Genomic DNA, 17,136 nt, shown 5'->3' on the forward strand with positions numbered 1-17,136 from the left:
TGACTAAATAGAAAGAGAGATTTCAAATCCTTGCATCCATTCGGATTTTACTGTGATTTCGATTTTTAAAGCATCTGCTAATTGTTTGACTAGATAGAGCCCCATACCTGTTGATTTTTTCCTTGTATCACCTGAATCACCTGTAAAGCCTTTTTCAAAGATATGAGGGAGGTCACAAGCTTTAACTCCGCAACCATTATCCCTAATAATCAGACTTGTGCGTCCCTTATCCTTTGACATAGAAATACTGAGTTCGGGCTTGTCAGAGCTATATTTAAGGGCGTTGGCGAGGATTTGAGAGAGGATAAATTCAAAACTGCGTTGATCGGTGTAGCAGATTCCTTGTATGTTTTCTAACTTAATCGTAAATTTCTTTTCTTTGAGCAAGGGATCAAAGTTTTCCAAAAGATCTTGGATACACTCTTGGAGGTCAAGGTCTTCAAATAGAAAATCATTTTTTTCACTTTTCACCCTGTAATAGAATAGTATCTGTGATACATTTCCTTGGATTTGATTTTTCACATAGTCCAACTTAAAAGTTATATCCTTTGGTAACTGGTCACTTTGATTGTCCAAAAGGAGGGAAAGAAGGGATAGAGGGAGTTTGATTTCATGAACCCATTTTTCAACATAGTCCTCGTATTCGGCTAGTAATGAGTTGAGCTTTCCTATTTCCGCTTGCCTTTGGTAAAGCGCATTTGCGATTTCTTCGATGTTTTCTTTCTCTGAGGCACTTGATAAACGCAATAATTCCAGCTCAGTATCGACCTTGGGATTGGCTATGAAGGCTTTATAGGCAGCGGATTTTTTTCTTTCTTTTCTTATCAGTAGGAATGATAGGATGAAAAAGAGCAGGACAGTAGCTAAAAGATAGAGAATGATGAGGGCTTGAAACTTTCTCACGTCTGAAAGCCAAAGCAGGACAGCTGTGAATAGATCAAATGCTAAGAGAACAAGTAACCAAGGCAGATAGGTAGCCAAATATTTAGGATTCTGTTTCATATTCCCTTTCCTCTTCCAATTTGTAACCGATGCCTCTGACGGACTTGACTTGAAGTGCAATACCAGCCTGTTTCATCACCTTTTTGAGTCTTGCAATATTTACTTGAAGGGCATTTTCATCGATGAACTCAGTTGTATTCCACAGTTTCATGCTTAGTTCTTCTTTTGTGACGACAGAATCAGTTGCCACTAATAAAGTTTCTAACAATTTCCCTTGATTTTGGGGGAGTAAAATCGAGTGTCCATTGATATAAAGGGTATAGGTCTGTCTATCCAGCAGAAAATTATCTTTTTCAAGTAGATTTTGTCTGCCTTCATAGCGTTTCAAGATATTTTCTATACGTGCCAAAAATCTTTCTTTCTTGAAAGGCTTTGTTAGATACTCATCTGCCCCTAATTTCAGGGCGTAGATTTCATCTTTTAATTGTTCACGGGAAGTGAGAACCAATATAGGGACAGAGCGTTTTGACTTGAGATTTTTACAAATTTGAAAACCTGTTTCTCCTGGCAAATTCAAATCCAGTATGATTAGATCTGTATCGTATTGCAGCACTTGCTGGCTTGTATCTTTGAAGTCAGTCAACTTATCAACTTGATAACCCGCTTTCTCTAACAAGATGACAATTTCATCTCGAATCAAGGCTTCATCTTCAATAACCAGAATATGCTTCATATCGGTTCCTCCTTTTCCTATTTTATTCTACCTTATTCATCTCTTTTGGGTTCCATTAATGACAATAAGTACTTGTTGCTATTTTTCTTTACAATTCTGATATAGATGACTTCAAAGCCAGCTAACAGCAGTACGATCAGCATGGCTGTGATAAATCTCTGCCCCATAACCATTCTTGCGCTAGTGGGCACTATTCCTGTGAGGAGGGAGCTCACTCCGAAGCTACTACTGATAAGTGCAAGGGCTATTGGTAGACCGAAATACCAGTTGACTTGCTTTTCTGACGATTTACAAAGAGTTTCGTAGTTGGCACCAAGATGGATTAAGGTCTGGTATCGTCTATAGGATTGTCTTTGTCCCATCAAAAACTGAACGCCGATAATTGTATTTGCGACAACAAGGAAGATGATAGACAGATAGATGGTGACATAGCTGGCAGAGATAATGTAAAACAATTGTCTTCCCATATTTTGTATATAGCTTTCATAGCCAAGAGAGGTTTGATTTAGCTTTTCATTGGTATCTGAGATAGCTCTCATCAAGCCTTTTTCCTTGACTAGCTCAGGAGCCAAGATACCGCTAACATAGTTCGAATAGCGACCGTCTGTATAGCTCATAAAAATCTCATCTGGAACTATGAGAGCGACAGAGAGGGTTATCTCATGATCCGTTACGATTGGCAAAGACTCCACCTCGCCAATCAATTTTACATCATTTCCCATGACTTTGATTTGAGGCTTTGTCTTTAGGACAGAGTTGACAAGACTTTCATCTGGCAGAAAATCTTTCCCCATATACAAATATGCTTCCTTATTAGTTAGTTCTAGAGGAGGAAGATTGGCAGCCTTTTTAAGTTCATTGTATTCGGAAACTGGTATGAGGTGGAAATTAGTAGACTGTTTAAATTTATGGAGCAAAACTTCCTTGTTCTTGTTGTCTTTTTGATTTTTCAACTCCTTGATGACCTCTTCGAAGGACACGGATTCGTGTTCTTTAGTTTGGCCTACTTTAATTTGCAGAATCTTTGAAAACTGTGATACTAGTCCGGCAGCTTCAAGCTCTTTTTTAACTGCATTTACATCAAGATTTTCATCTGTTTCCTGCTTGCTATCTCTAAATGTATAATCCAATACGTGGGTTTGATTGCCTGGATTGCCGCTTGCAATGGCCACACCTGCTCCAAAGAGGCACAAGGCAGAGAAAATTAAGAGGGAGCAGACAGCCAGTATAGTTGAGCGTTGGATAACTAATTCCTGAATCTGTCTAAAATTATAGGCATGAAGTTTTCGATTGTTTCCAAGCTTGACCAAAAAGTCTATAAATAAACGCATACCAAAGAAGAGTAGGATAGTTCCCAGAGTTCCTAAGAGAACGGTGATGCCCATTGTTATGACATTTTCCCAAGCTTGTCCACTCATACCCATGTAATAGGCTGTTCCTAGAAGCAAAATTCCGAGGACAGAAGCAAGAAGGTACACCCCCTTGGGGAGTAGTTTCTTCATCCCAGAAGGAGAATAGGCGAGCAGGTTTCCGATTTCCATATTGGCAGTCTTTGTACTTAAAAGGACAAAAACAGCTAATTTTACGGCTAGGAAGCCGATGACTGTATAGAGTAGAGCTGTGGTAGATAGAGAAAATTGATGTTCAATAATCCCTAGTCCCACAATTTTAGCGGTTATTAGGCTAATCAATTCTGAAATTAAGATGGAAATAGGAAGGCCTAGTCCAAGGGCAAGGACACTGTTTCTCAAATCCTCGAGTAGGAGCAGTAAGAAGAGTTTGCTTCTTCGCATGCCCAGTGTGAGATAAACACCAAATTCATGTTTTCTCCTTTCCATCTGCATACTGCTTGAGAAGTAAACTAGAAAAAAGAGAATAAAGAGCGTTGCTACATAAAGAATGGGAATCATGCTAAAGAGTTTATTTACAGCGTCACTTTCTATTTGTTTTAGAAAGTGCATCACATCTTGATGAGACAAAGAAAGGATGATGTAAAAGGAGATAATAGACAGAACCATAGAACTGAAATACAAGCCGTTATTTTTTCGATCTCTCTTGCTATTTCTTGAGACTAATTTAGAAAACATTACCATCACCTCCAGCTAGTGCAGCCATGACCTTTAGTATTCTGTGGTAGAAGTCTTCTTGACTTTCTCTTGGATAATCGCGACGGATTTCATGGAATAGTTTTCCATCTTGGATAAACAAGATGCGGTTGCAAAAGCTAGCTGCTACGGAATCGTGGGTCACCATGAGAATGGTGGTTTCTTCCACTTGATTCATTTCGGATAATTTTTGCATCAAAATGGTCGCATTTTTTGAATCCAAAGCCCCTGTGGGCTCGTCCGCAAATACAATCTTAGGGTCTAAAATTAAGGCGCGCGCAGCAGCTACCCTTTGCCGTTGACCACCTGATAATTGAGATGGGAACTTATTCAGAAGTTCAGAAATATCCAGATACTGGGAAAGCAATTCTAACCGAACCTTGCTTTCATTAGCATCGACCTTGTGCAAAGATAAGGGAAGTAAAATATTCTCTTTGGCAGTCAGATTGTCCAAAAGCTCAAAATTCTGGAAGAGATAGCCAATTTCCTTGCCACGATAATCAGCCAAATGGTTCCCTTTTAACTGACCTAAATCTTTTCCTTGCATTTGAATAGAGCCATCAGTTGGCTTGATAATAGTAGCGATACAGTTAAGAAGGGTTGTTTTCCCAGAACCGCTACTCCCCATAATTCCTAAGAACTCGCCTTTGACAACTTGAAAAGATATGCCATCCAAGGCTTTGGTAATATTGGGCTCTTTCCCATAATGCTTTTTTAATGATTCTACCCGTAAAATGGTTTCCATGTGAAACACCTCCATCTTTTGTTGCTTTCATTTGTTACTCTCATTATAATATGAATCAGAGTAGAATAACACTTACGGATGATGTAAGAAATCTTTATCGCTGACTTTTATAATCAGGTTATTGGAGCTATACTTACTATATTATAGCATGGTTTCAGGGATTTAAAAAGAGGAGTAGAGGTTGAGAAATTTTCCTAATATTGAAATCATAAAAAATAATACCACTGAAGTTCATGATCCAGCGGTATTATCTTACAGGAAAATCTATTTCCGTTCTTATTTTCTATAGTTACTTCATTGAAATCTGACAAAGAATAATTGTAGCAAGCTAGTTTTAAAGAATTCTCTTCAGCCTACACTATTTTTTATCCAAAGATAAATCTCACTATACGATTACTGGCTTTCTCTGTTGCTTTATTAATATCATCTTTTTTCCAATATGCCTTTACATCATTGCTATAAGTTTTTACAAGAGCAGTCGCTAAGGGATAAATGCTATTAACATAGCCTTATTTGCTCTTTTGTGTTGTAGATACCTTTGTTCTAAAATATTCATTTCCAATTGTTTATAACCAATAAAACAGTAAGAGAATTTGATTTTACTGTTTTTTTGATTTATAATTACAATAGGTTAAATTTGTATAGTATTAAATTTTCGGAGGATACATGGATGCCAAGAGAAGGAGTGACTATTTACGATTTATTAATTTCTTGCCCTGGGGATGTTACTGGCTATCTTCAATTAATTAAGGAAGCTGTTGATAATTTTAATAAACTGTATGGTAGTTTGAATAATATACAAGTATCAATCAAGCATTGGTCAACGGATAGCTTTCCTGAATCAGGTGATAAACCACAGGAATTATTAAATAAGCAAATTGTTAGGGAATGTGATGCAGCTGTTGCTATATTTTGGACAAGATTTGGTACTGCAACAGATAATTATGGATCCGGAACGGAAGAAGAAATTGAGGAGATGCTATCAGCTGACAAACAAGTTTTTATGTACTTTTTAGAAGCTCCGATAATTCCGTCTAATATAGACATTAAGCAATATGAAAAAGTGCAAGAATTTAAAGAAAGATATAAAGATAGAGGGATATTTTTTATAGTTAAAGATGAGAGTGATTTTCAAAGGCTTTTTACAAATCATCTATCACTTTATTTTTTAAAATTAATTTCAGAAAAAGAAACTTATCAAAACGAAAATATAAAACCGTTTTTGACAATAAGGGATAAAAAAACATTATCTGACGAAAATATTTTACCTAAACAATTTAGTTTACTGGAGTCAAAATTTATTAATGAAAAGCAAAGTAAGATTAACGAATATATAGATGAACTAAACAGTACCGTAATTTCTGAAGAAGCAGATATATTAGAAGATAAAAGTAAAATGTTGACTATGCCTTCAAAAGAAGATGCGAATGTTGATTTTCTTTATCAAATAGCTGATTCTGTGGCCATTAGTGATAAATTCAAATATACTATAAATGATTTCGCTAAAGAAAACCAAATCAAACTACATGAAAATTTTTGGTATTTAGGGAATTTAATGAAACATAAACTTCAGGTACAAATTCCTTTCGGTAACAGTGGTCCTTCGTATATAGGGTCTGACAAGGAAAAGAAACGCTTTTCTAAATTAAACAAATTATATTGGGAAATAATATCTTACAAAGAGTACATTGAATATTTCACATACATAGATAACATTAAATTTGTCGAACTAATCGTTTCTAACTTAGGTAAAACATATGATGAAGATATTGATGTAAAACTAATGGTACCAAAAGGTTGTCTATTAAAACATAATAACTTACTTTATCCAGGGGAGAACATAATTGAGGAGATACAGGAAATTGAGTTAGATGAATTGCTATTTAAAATTGAAGAAAGTGACTCAGTTGATGCTTACGCTTATTTTCAAATAATCCCATCAAATATAGAAAGAATTAATATTAATCCGCTTCTCACATATACTACAAAACCCAGTTATGAAGATCAAAAATACAACTATAAAAACTCTTTAGACCACATATTTATATATAAAGATTTTGCAAATTCAGAATTTGATATTTTAAGATTTGGCATTGAGTATTTGAAACATAACTCCTCAATGGCATTTCCATCGATACTAATGTTTGAAAATGTACCTCAAACTGTCGAATATGAAATTACTTCAAAGCATATACCGGATGTAGTAAAGGGTAAGATACATTTAAAAATTGATTAATCAGGGTTTATTGTTTAACTGTTTATGAAGGTTTAATAGAAATATATTCAGAAACTTGATGTAGCGATGAAATAATGAATGCAGAAAATGATTTGATTAGTGGGGTTTAATTTAATAATAATTTTTATCGTATTTATGAATTGTCTGAAGATAATAGAGACTATGCTAGAATTGTTAGCGAGTCTAAGAAAGGTATGTATATAGAAAGTACCAAAAAGGTTAAAATGATATTAGGTTTAAATACTGAAAAATAGTTTTTGTTGTTAAATTGTTGTTAAAGCAAAATAAAAAGCCTTAGAAATATTGATTTCTAGGCTTTTTTTAACTCATTAACTCTATTCCCACTCAACGGTTGCAGGTGGTTTACTTGTAATATCGTAGACGATACGGTTAACATGATCCACTTCGTTTACGATACGTACTGAGATTTTTTGAAGGACATCCCATGGAATTTTGGCAAAGTCAGCAGTCATACCATCGATAGAAGTGATCGCACGGATTGCAATCGTGTAGTCATAAGTACGACCGTCACCCATAACGCCGACTGAACGAACGCCTGTGTTAACTGTGAAGTATTGCCAGATATCGCGATCAAGGCCAGCTTTAGCAATTTCCTCACGAAGAATAGCGTCTGACTCACGAACGGTTTCAAGTTTCTCTTCAGTGATTTCACCCATGACACGGATAGCAAGGCCTGGTCCTGGGAATGGTTGGCGCCATACGATATGGTCTGGCATACCAAGCTCTGTACCAAGGGCACGAACTTCGTCTTTATAAAGAGTGTTGAGTGGTTCAATCAATTCAAACTGCATGTCTTCTGGAAGACCACCCACGTTGTGGTGTGACTTGATAGTTTGAGCTGTATCTGTACCAGACTCGATAACGTCTGTATATAAGGTACCTTGAGCAAGGAATTTCACATCTTTGAGCTTGCTTGCTTCGTCATCGAATACATAGACAAATTCATTACCGATGATTTTACGTTTTTGCTCAGGGTCAGAAACACCAGCAAGTTTGTCGAGGAAACGTTTTGCAGCATCTGCTTTAACGATATTTAAACCAAACTTACCACCAAGCATGTCCATAACTTGGTCAGCTTCTCCTTTACGAAGAAGACCGTGGTCTACAAAGATACAGATCAATTGATCGCCAATTGCTTTCTGAAGAAGAACCCCAACAACTGAAGAGTCAACCCCACCTGAAAGGCCAAGAAGGACACGTTTATCTCCAACTGTTTCACGGATTTTTTTGATCTGCATATCAATAAAGTTATCCATTGACCAATCGCCTTTAGCCTTACAGATGTTAAGGGCAAAGTTACGAAGGATGTCATTACCGTATACAGAATGACGAACTTCTGGGTGGAATTGGATACCGTAAATGTGTTTATCTGGGTTTTCAATGGCTGCATATGGGCAGTCAGCTGATGTACCTGTACGAACAAAGTCATAAGGAATCTCAGTAACCGCATCACCATGGCTCATCAACACAGTCTGCTCATCTGGTGTTGATTCAAAAAGAGCTGATGGTGTGTGAGTAAGAGTTGATTGACCGTATTCACGATTCCCAGCATCACCTGCAGGAACAACTTTTCCTCCAAGTTTATGGGTTAATAATTGCATACCGTAACAGATTCCCAAAATAGGAATTCCAAGTTCGAAGATTTCTGGGTCAATATCAAATGAACCATCTTCGTATACAGAGTTTGGACCACCTGATAGGATAATTCCTACAGGATTGATTTCACGAACTTCAGCAGCTGAAATTTTATGGCTCTTTAATTCTGAAAAAACACCAATCTCACGGATACGGCGTGAAATCAGCTGGTTGTATTGGCTACCATAGTCCAATACGATGATTTTTTCTACATCTTGCAAATCAGTTGAAATGTTGCTCATCTTTTTCCTTTCTCAAAAGAAATATCTTTTTTCAATATTCTATCACAAATAAGGGCGAATTACCAACTAAACAAGGCGAAGTTTGACTTTTTCTAGTTTATTGGGGTACAATAGAGAAAAGATAGAAATGAAGTGAAAAATATGCTACCTGCTTATATGAAAATCCATGATCAGATTAAAAAGGATATTGACGATCACCGTTGGGCTATTGGGGAGAGGCTTCCTAGTGAACGAGATTTAGCAGAGCAGTTTGAGGTCAGTCGCATGACCCTCCGCCAAGCTGTATCTCTATTAGTTGAAGAAGGTGTCTTAGAGCGCCGCGTAGGAAGTGGCACCTTTGTTTCTAGTACTCGGGTACAAGAAAAGATGCGAGGGACAACCAGTTTTACTGAAATTGTTAAGTCTCAAGGTAAAGTACCCTCTAGCCAGCTCATTTCCTACAGAAAAACCATTCCCAATGAGCAGGAAGTTGCAAAGTTAGGAATTTCTCCAACGGAGAATATTATCCGAATGGAACGGGTCCGCTATGCCGACCAAGTTCCTCTAGTTTATGAAGTTGCTTCTATTCCTGAAAAATTCATTAAGGACTTTAAAAAAGAAGAAATCACCAGTCATTTCTTCCAAACCCTGCAAAAACACGGCTACCGTATCGGTAAATCACAGCAGACTATTTACGCTCGTCTAGCTAAAGAAAAGATTGCTCACTATTTGGAAGTTGAAAGAGGACATGCTATTCTTGGATTAACCCAGGTTTCCTATCTAGAAGATGGGACAGCTTTTGAATACGTGAAAAGTCAGTATGTTGGCGAACGTTTTGAATTTTATCTTGAAAATAACTAGTCTAGAAAGGCTAGTTTTTTGATTTCCTAAAAGATTAGAATTGTCAAAACAATCTGTCTAGGCTTGATTTTATGGCTTATTTACTATAAAATGAGAAGGAAAAACGTCAAACTTTTATATTGCAAATAGGAGAAAACATGACAAAAACATTAAAACGTCCTGAGGTTTTATCACCTGCAGGAACTTTAGAGAAGCTAAAAGTAGCTGTTCAGTATGGGGCAGATGCTGTCTTTATCGGTGGTCAGGCCTATGGTCTTCGTAGTCGTGCAGGTAACTTTACTTTCGAACAGATGGAAGAAGGCGTGCAGTTTGCTGCCAAGTATGGGGCTAAGGTCTATGTAGCTGCCAACATGGTTATGCACGAAGGAAATGAAGCTGGTGCTGGTGAGTGGTTCCGTAAACTGCGTGATATCGGGATTGCAGCAGTTATCGTATCTGACCCAGCCTTGATTATGATTGCAGCAACAGAAGCACCTGGTCTTGAAATCCACCTCTCTACCCAAGCAAGTGCAACTAACTATGAAACCCTTGAGTTCTGGAAGGAATTGGGCTTGACGCGTGTCGTTTTGGCGCGTGAGGTTTCAATGGAAGAATTAGCTGAAATCCGCAAACGTACAGATGTTGAGATTGAAGCCTTTGTACATGGTGCCATGTGTATTTCATACTCTGGTCGTTGTACTCTTTCAAACCACATGAGTATGCGTGATGCTAACCGTGGTGGATGCTCTCAGTCATGCCGTTGGAAATACGACCTTTACGATATGCCATTTGGGAAGGAACGTAAGAGTCTTAAAGGTGAAATTCCTGAAGAATTTTCAATGTCAGCCGTTGATATGTCAATGATTGACCATATCCCGGATATGATTGAAAATGGTGTGGACAGTCTAAAAATCGAAGGACGCATGAAGTCTATTCACTATGTTTCGACAGTAACTAACTGTTATAAGGCGGCTGTTGATGCTTATCTAGAGAGTCCAGAGAAGTTTGAAGCTATCAAGCAAGACTTGATTGATGAGATGTGGAAGGTTGCCCAACGTGAATTAGCAACAGGTTTCTACTATGGTACGCCGTCTGAAAATGAGCAGTTATTTGGTGCTCGTCGTAAAATTCCTGAGTATAAGTTTGTCGCTGAAGTGGTTGCTTATGATGATGCGACACAAACAGCAACCATTCGCCAACGGAACGTCATTAACGAAGGGGACCAAGTTGAGTTTTACGGTCCAGGTTTCCGTCATTTTGAAACATATATCGAAGATCTGCATGATGCTAAAGGAAATAAGATCGATCGCGCTCCAAATCCAATGGAACTATTGACTATTAAGGTGCCTCAACCTGTTCAAGCAGGAGACATGGTTCGAGCTCTCAAAGAAGGTCTTATCAATCTTTATAAGGAAGATGGAACCAGCGTCACAGTTCGTGCTTAATAAGCGTGCAGGAGAGGAAAGCTTTCTAGTTGCTTTCCCTTTAATCCTACTTACTAAAAGAACATTAGGTTAAAGAAAATATATTAATTTCCATCCGAGATTTCATCTCGGATTTTTTCATTATTTTTCAGAAAGATCTAGATAATGGAGGGATTTATTACAAGTTTTTTGCAAAGTTTTCTATATAATAGACTTAAAAATAGTAAAATTGTAAATAATTTCCATTAAACGCTTTCAACGTAAGTAAAAAGTTGACAAATCCAATTTTTAGGACTAAACTAAGTAAGTAAATTTTAATTAAAAGGAGAATTCGTCATGAATTTAACATTTTTCGGTCTATGTCTTGCCTGTATGGGTGTATCTCTTGGTGAAGGTATGTTGATGAACGGTTTGTTGAAATCAGTTGCTCGCCAACCAGATATCATCTCAGAACTACGTAGTTTGATGATCCTAGGGGTTGCCTTTATTGAAGGTACTTTCTTCGTTACTCTTGTCTTTTCATTTATCATCAAATAAAAGAAGTATAAATTGAAAAAGGGAGGATTTTAGATGGAAGAAAGTATTAATCCAACCATCAATATTGGTCCTGTTACCTTTAATTTAACCATAGTAGTTTTGACTTTGTTGACTGTAGCACTTATTTTTGGCTTTATTTATTGGGCAACTCGAAATATGACTTTGAGACCCACAGGAAAACAAAATGTATTAGAGTATTTATTTGATTTTGTTGTTGGATTTACAAAATCAAACCTTGGTCCAATGATAAAGGATTATTCTCTCTTTTATTTCTGTTTATTCCTATTTATGGCCATTGCAAATAATATTGGCTTAATGGCTAGAATTCAGACTACAGATGGTGTAAATCTTTGGACCTCACCAACAGCAAATTTGTCATTTGACTTGGTCTTGTCTTTTACAATTATCTTAATGACCCACGTAGAAGGAATTCGTCGTCGTGGAATCAAAAAGTATTTAAAAGCATTTGTAACACCAGGTTTTATGACACCAATGAATCTCTTAGAAGAAGTTACCAATCTCCTTTCACTTGCATTGCGGGTCTTTGGTAATATCTTTGCAGGAGAAGTGATGGCAAGTATGTTAGTCCTACTTTCTCATCAGGCCTTCTATTGGTATCCTATTGCTTTTGGAACAAATCTAATCTGGACTGCATTTTCTGTTTTTATTTCTTGTGTACAAGCATATGTATTTACATTGTTATCTTCAATGTACCTAGGAAATAAAATTAATGATGAAGAATAGAAAGGAGTAGTTTATGAATGTAACAGTAGGTGAATTACTTGGTGATTTTATACTAATCGCTGGTTCCTTTATTCTCTTGCTAGTCTTGGTTAAGAAATACGCTTGGTCAAATTTGATTAGCATTTTCGAACAAAGAGCAGAAAAAATTGCAGCAGATATTGACGGAGCTGAACAAGCACGTCAAAAAGCAGAAGTATTGGCTCAGAGACGCGAAGATGAATTGGCTGGTAGCCGTAAAGAAGCTAAGACAATCATTGAGAATGCGAAAGAAACAGCTGAGAAAAGCAAAGCTAGTATTTTAGCAGATGCTAAGCTAGAAGCAGGACGCTTGAAAGAAAAAGCGAACCAAGAAATTGCTCAAAATAAAGCTGAAGCTTTACAAAGCGTTAAGGGTGAGGTAGCAGATTTGACAATCAGCTTGGCTGGTAAAATCATCTCACAAAACCTTGACGGTCATGCCCATAAAGAACTCATTGATCAGTATATCGATCAGTTAGGAGAAGCTTAATGGACAAGAAAATAGTAAAGGTAATTGAAAAATACAGCATGCCTTTTGTCCAATTGGTTTTAGAAAAAGGAGAAGAAGACCGTATCTTTTCAGACTTAGCTCAAATCAAGCAAGTTGCTGAAGAAACTGGTTTACCTTCTTTTTTAAAAAAAGTGGCAGTAGACGAGTCTGACAAGGAAAAAACGATTGCGTTCTTCCAAGACTCAGTGTCACCTTTATTGCAAAACTTTATCCAGGTTCTTATCTACAATCACAGAGCAAATCTTTTTTATGATATTCTTGTAGATTGCTTGAACCGACTTGAAAAAGAAACAAATCGATTTGAAGTGACGATTACGTCAGCTCATCCTTTAACTGATGAACAGAAGAGTCGCTTGCTCCCTTTGATTGAGAAAAAAATGTCTCTTAAAGTAAGGAGTGTAAAAGAACAAATCGATGAAAGTCTTATTGGTGGTTTTGTCATTTTTGCCAATCACAAGACAATTGATGTGAGTATTAAACAACAACTTAAAGTTGTTAAAGAAAATTTGAAATAGAAAGTGGTGTTCTTTTGGCAATTAACGCACAAGAAATCAGCGCTTTAATTAAGCAACAAATTGAAAATTTCAAACCCAATTTTGATGTGACTGAAACAGGTGTTGTAACCTATATCGGGGATGGTATCGCGCGTGCTCATGGCCTTGAAAATGCCATGAGTGGAGAGTTGTTGATTTTTGAAAACGGCTCTTATGGGATGGCTCAAAACTTAGAGTCAACAGACGTTGGTATTATCATCCTAGGTGACTTTACAGATATCCGTGAAGGCGATACAATCCGCCGTACAGGGAAAATCATGGAAGTTCCTGTTGGGGCGAGTCTGATTGGTCGTGTTGTGGATCCACTCGGTCGTCCAGTTGACGGTCTTGGAGAAATCCACACAGATAAAACTCGTCCAGTAGAAGCACCAGCTCCTGGTGTTATGCAACGTAAGTCTGTATCAGAACCATTGCAAACTGGTTTGAAAGCTATTGACGCCCTTGTACCGATTGGCCGTGGTCAACGTGAGTTGATTATCGGTGACCGTCAGACGGGGAAAACAACCATTGCGATTGATACAATCTTGAACCAAAAAGGTCAAGATATGATCTGTATCTACGTAGCGATTGGACAGAAAGAATCAACAGTTCGTACGCAAGTAGAAACACTTCGTCAGTACGGTGCCTTGGACTACACAATCGTTGTGACGGCTTCTGCTTCACAACCATCTCCATTGCTCTTCCTAGCTCCTTATGCTGGGGTTGCTATGGCGGAAGAATTTATGTACCAAGGTAAGCATGTTTTAATCGTTTATGATGATCTTTCAAAACAAGCGGTAGCCTATCGTGAACTGTCTCTCTTGCTTCGTCGTCCGCCAGGTCGTGAAGCCTTCCCAGGGGATGTTTTCTACCTTCACAGCCGTTTGCTTGAGCGCTCAGCTAAAGTTTCTGATGAACTTGGTGGTGGATCTATTACAGCCTTACCGTTTATCGAGACACAAGCAGGAGATATCTCTGCCTATATCGCAACCAACGTGATTTCAATCACTGATGGACAAATCTTCCTTGGTGATGGTCTTTTCAATGCGGGTATTCGTCCAGCCATTGATGCGGGTTCATCTGTATCCCGTGTAGGTGGTTCTGCGCAAATCAAAGCCATGAAGAAGGTTGCTGGTACACTTCGTATCGACCTTGCTTCATACCGTGAGTTGGAAGCCTTCACTAAGTTTGGTTCTGATTTGGATGCGGCAACACAGGCTAAGTTGAACCGTGGACGTCGTACAGTTGAAGTTTTGAAACAACCTGTTCACAAACCATTACCTGTTGAGAAACAAGTAACCATTCTCTATGCTTTGACACATGGTTTCTTGGATACTGTTCCAGTAGATGATATTGTTCGTTTCGAGGAAGAGTTCCATGCCTTCTTTGACGCTCAACATCCAGAGATTTTGGAAACCATTCGTGATACAAAAGACTTGCCAGAAGAAGCAGTCTTGGATGCTGCGATTACAGAGTTTCTCAATCAAACCAGCTTCCAATAAGAATAGAGGTGTCAGATGGCAGTATCTCTAAATGATATTAAAACAAAAATCGCCTCAACAAAAAATACTAGTCAAATCACAAATGCCATGCAAATGGTATCGGCTGCTAAGCTAGGTCGCTCTGAAGAAGCAGCTCGTAATTTCCAAGTTTATGCTCAGAAAGTTCGTAAACTTTTGACGGATATTCTTCATGGTAATGGAGCCGGCAGTTCAACCAATCCGATGTTGATTAGCCGCCCAGTTAAGAAGACAGGCTATATCGTCATTACTTCAGACCGCGGTTTGGTTGGAGGTTATAATTCTTCTATTTTGAAAGCCGTTATGGAGTTGAAAGAAGAATACCACCCCGACGGTACAGGTTTTGAAATGATCTGTATTGGTGGAATGGGAGCTGATTTCTTTAAGGCTCGTGGTATTCAACCACTTTATGAATTACGTGGCTTGGCGGATCAACCAAGCTTTGATGAAGTTCGTAAGATCATTTCAAAAACTGTTGAAATGTACCAAAATGAACTTTTTGATGAACTCTATGTCTGCTATAACCACCATGTCAATACGCTAACCAGTCAAATGCGTGTGGAGCAAATGCTTCCAATTGTTGACTTGGATCCAAATGAAGCAGATGACAGTTACAGCTTGACCTTTGAATTGGAAACTAGCCGAGAAGAAATTTTGGAGCAGTTGTTGCCTCAGTTTGCAGAAAGTATGATTTACGGGGCTATTATCGATGCTAAGACAGCTGAAAATGCTGCGGGTATGACAGCCATGCAAACAGCGACAGATAATGCTAAGAAAGTCATTAATGATTTGACAATTCAGTATAACCGTGCCAGACAGGCGGCGATTACACAAGAAATTACAGAAATCGTAGCAGGAGCTAGTGCCTTAGAATAGGCTCTAGTCCAGCTCGTATGAAAATGAACTTAGGACCTAGTTAAGCTAGGGACCGACAGTATCTTATATAGAATAGGAGAAGGAGATGAGTTCAGGTAAAATTGCTCAGGTTATCGGTCCCGTTGTAGACGTCTTGTTTGCAGCAGGGGAAAAACTTCCTGAGATTAACAATGCACTTGTCGTCTACAAAAATGACGAAAGAAAAACAAAAATCGTCCTTGAAGTAGCCTTAGAGTTGGGAGATGGTATGGTTCGTACTATCGCCATGGAATCAACAGATGGTTTGACTCGTGGAATGGAAGTATTGGACACAGGTCGTCCAATCTCTGTACCAGTAGGTAAAGAAACTTTGGGACGTGTCTTCAATGTTTTGGGAGATACCATTGACTTGGAAGCTCCTTTTACAGAAGATGCAGAGCGTCAGCCAATTCATAAAAAAGCTCCAACTTTTGATGAGTTGTCTACCTCTTCTGAAATCCTTGAAACAGGGATTAAGGTTATCGACCTTCTTGCCCCTTACCTTAAAGGTGGTAAGGTTGGACTTTTCGGTGGTGCCGGAGTTGGTAAAACCGTCTTGATTCAAGAATTGATTCACAACATTGCCCAAGAACACGGTGGTATTTCAGTGTTTACTGGTGTTGGGGAACGTACTCGTGAGGGGAACGACCTTTACTGGGAAATGAAAGAATCAGGCGTTATCGAGAAAACAGCCATGGTATTTGGTCAGATGAATGAGCCACCAGGAGCACGTATGCGTGTTGCCCTTACTGGTTTGACAATCGCTGAATACTTCCGTGATGTAGAAGGCCAAGATGTGCTTCTCTTTATCGATAATATCTTCCGTTTCACTCAGGCTGGTTCTGAAGTATCTGCCCTTTTGGGTCGTATGCCATCAGCCGTTGGTTACCAACCAACACTTGCTACGGAAATGGGTCAATTGCAAGAACGTATCACATCAACTAAGAAGGGTTCTGTAACCTCTATCCAGGCTATCTATGTGCCAGCGGATGACTATACTGACCCAGCGCCAGCAACAGCTTTCGCTCACTTGGATTCAACAACCAACTTGGAACGTAAGTTGGTACAATTGGGTATCTATCCAGCAGTTGACCCACTTGCTTCAAGCTCACGTGCCTTGGCACCTGAAATCGTTGGAGAAGAGCACTATGCAGTTGCTGCCGAAGTAAAACGTGTCCTTCAACGTTACCATGAATTGCAAGATATCATTGCTATCCTTGGTATGGATGAGCTTTCTGATGAAGAAAAGACCTTGGTTGCTCGTGCCCGTCGTATCCAGTTCTTCTTGTCACAAAACTTCAACGTTGCGGAACAATTTACTGGTCAGCCAGGTTCTTATGTCCCAGTTGCTGAAACTGTACGTGGCTTTAAGGAAATCCTTGATGGTAAACATGACCAGTTACCAGAAGATGCCTTCCGTGGTGTAGGTTCTATCGAAGATGTGATTGCAAAAGCTGAAAAAATGGGATTTTAAGAG

15 protein-coding genes are annotated in these 17,136 nt (G+C 38.4%); 10 read left to right on the forward strand and 5 right to left on the reverse strand.

What is annotated here, in order from left to right; translation table 11 throughout:
• Positions 1-3 precede the first annotated feature (3 nt).
• The 4 genes from KUA57_RS06455 to KUA57_RS06470 are packed head-to-tail and all read right to left on the reverse strand — an operon-like array spanning position 4 to position 4,525.
• Positions 4-1,002 (reverse strand): sensor histidine kinase, encoded by a 999-nt coding sequence (locus KUA57_RS06455; RefSeq protein ID WP_125447775.1) that lies wholly within the window; start codon positions 1,000-1,002, stop codon positions 4-6.
• The gene (locus KUA57_RS06460) at positions 986-1,675 is read right to left on the reverse strand and encodes a response regulator transcription factor (protein ID WP_042751014.1); all 690 of its coding nucleotides are present in this window, start codon (positions 1,673-1,675) and stop codon (positions 986-988) included. Before KUA57_RS06460 ends, KUA57_RS06455 begins: the two co-directional genes overlap by 17 nt.
• Before the next feature lie 32 nt (positions 1,676-1,707).
• Positions 1,708-3,762, reverse strand: coding sequence for an FtsX-like permease family protein (locus tag KUA57_RS06465; protein WP_125447774.1), 2,055 nt, complete (start codon positions 3,760-3,762; stop codon positions 1,708-1,710).
• Positions 3,752-4,525 carry an ABC transporter ATP-binding protein gene (locus KUA57_RS06470; protein WP_125447773.1) on the reverse strand — a complete coding sequence of 258 codons (774 nt, stop codon included), beginning with the start codon at positions 4,523-4,525 and terminating at the stop codon, positions 3,752-3,754. The genes KUA57_RS06465 and KUA57_RS06470 overlap by 11 nt, the downstream gene beginning before the upstream one ends.
• Positions 4,526-5,195: 670 nt before the next feature.
• Here KUA57_RS06470 and KUA57_RS06475 point away from each other — a divergent pair.
• Positions 5,196-6,761, forward strand: a complete 1,566-nt coding sequence (locus tag KUA57_RS06475) for a DUF4062 domain-containing protein (protein ID WP_125447772.1) — start codon at positions 5,196-5,198, stop codon at positions 6,759-6,761.
• Between the two features lie 335 nt (positions 6,762-7,096).
• Here KUA57_RS06475 and guaA read toward each other — a convergent pair whose 3' ends face one another.
• Positions 7,097-8,659, reverse strand: a complete 1,563-nt coding sequence (gene guaA / locus KUA57_RS06480; RefSeq protein WP_125447771.1) for a glutamine-hydrolyzing GMP synthase — start codon at positions 8,657-8,659, stop codon at positions 7,097-7,099.
• Positions 8,660-8,800: 141 nt separating this feature from the next.
• On the opposite strand from guaA, the gene KUA57_RS06485 reads away from it, so the two are divergent.
• The 9 genes from KUA57_RS06485 to atpD all read left to right on the forward strand — a co-directional run bounded on the left by KUA57_RS06485 (position 8,801) and on the right by atpD (position 17,133).
• Positions 8,801-9,499 carry a GntR family transcriptional regulator gene (locus tag KUA57_RS06485; RefSeq protein WP_125447791.1) on the forward strand — a complete coding sequence of 233 codons (699 nt, stop codon included), beginning with the start codon at positions 8,801-8,803 and terminating at the stop codon, positions 9,497-9,499.
• Positions 9,500-9,636: 137 nt separating this feature from the next.
• A complete protein-coding gene (locus KUA57_RS06490) occupies positions 9,637-10,923 on the forward strand; it encodes a peptidase U32 family protein (protein WP_000169063.1) in 1,287 nt (428 codons plus the stop codon).
• 315 nt (positions 10,924-11,238) lie between these two features.
• Positions 11,239-11,439: a F0F1 ATP synthase subunit C gene (locus KUA57_RS06495; protein WP_001054560.1), complete on the forward strand. Its 201-nt coding sequence runs from the start codon at positions 11,239-11,241 to the stop codon at positions 11,437-11,439.
• Positions 11,440-11,472: 33 nt separating this feature from the next.
• Positions 11,473-12,183 (forward strand): F0F1 ATP synthase subunit A, encoded by a 711-nt coding sequence (atpB, locus tag KUA57_RS06500; RefSeq protein ID WP_000392870.1) that lies wholly within the window; start codon positions 11,473-11,475, stop codon positions 12,181-12,183.
• A gap of 13 nt (positions 12,184-12,196) precedes the next feature.
• On the forward strand, positions 12,197-12,691 hold the full coding sequence (gene atpF, locus KUA57_RS06505; protein WP_218493886.1) for a F0F1 ATP synthase subunit B: 495 nt from the start codon (positions 12,197-12,199) through the stop codon (positions 12,689-12,691).
• A complete protein-coding gene (locus tag KUA57_RS06510; protein ID WP_218493887.1) occupies positions 12,691-13,227 on the forward strand; it encodes a F0F1 ATP synthase subunit delta in 537 nt (178 codons plus the stop codon). The genes atpF and KUA57_RS06510 overlap by 1 nt, the downstream gene beginning before the upstream one ends.
• Before the next feature lie 14 nt (positions 13,228-13,241).
• A complete protein-coding gene (gene atpA, locus KUA57_RS06515) occupies positions 13,242-14,747 on the forward strand; it encodes a F0F1 ATP synthase subunit alpha (RefSeq protein ID WP_218493888.1) in 1,506 nt (501 codons plus the stop codon).
• 15 nt (positions 14,748-14,762) lie between these two features.
• Positions 14,763-15,641 (forward strand): F0F1 ATP synthase subunit gamma, encoded by an 879-nt coding sequence (locus tag KUA57_RS06520; RefSeq protein WP_218493889.1) that lies wholly within the window; start codon positions 14,763-14,765, stop codon positions 15,639-15,641.
• A gap of 85 nt (positions 15,642-15,726) precedes the next feature.
• Positions 15,727-17,133 (forward strand): F0F1 ATP synthase subunit beta, encoded by a 1,407-nt coding sequence (atpD, locus tag KUA57_RS06525; protein WP_000094358.1) that lies wholly within the window; start codon positions 15,727-15,729, stop codon positions 17,131-17,133.
• Positions 17,134-17,136 lie beyond the last annotated feature (3 nt).

The sequence above is a fragment of the Streptococcus vulneris genome (assembly GCF_019218685.1).
Taxonomy (GTDB): Bacteria; Bacillota; Bacilli; order Lactobacillales; family Streptococcaceae; genus Streptococcus; species Streptococcus vulneris.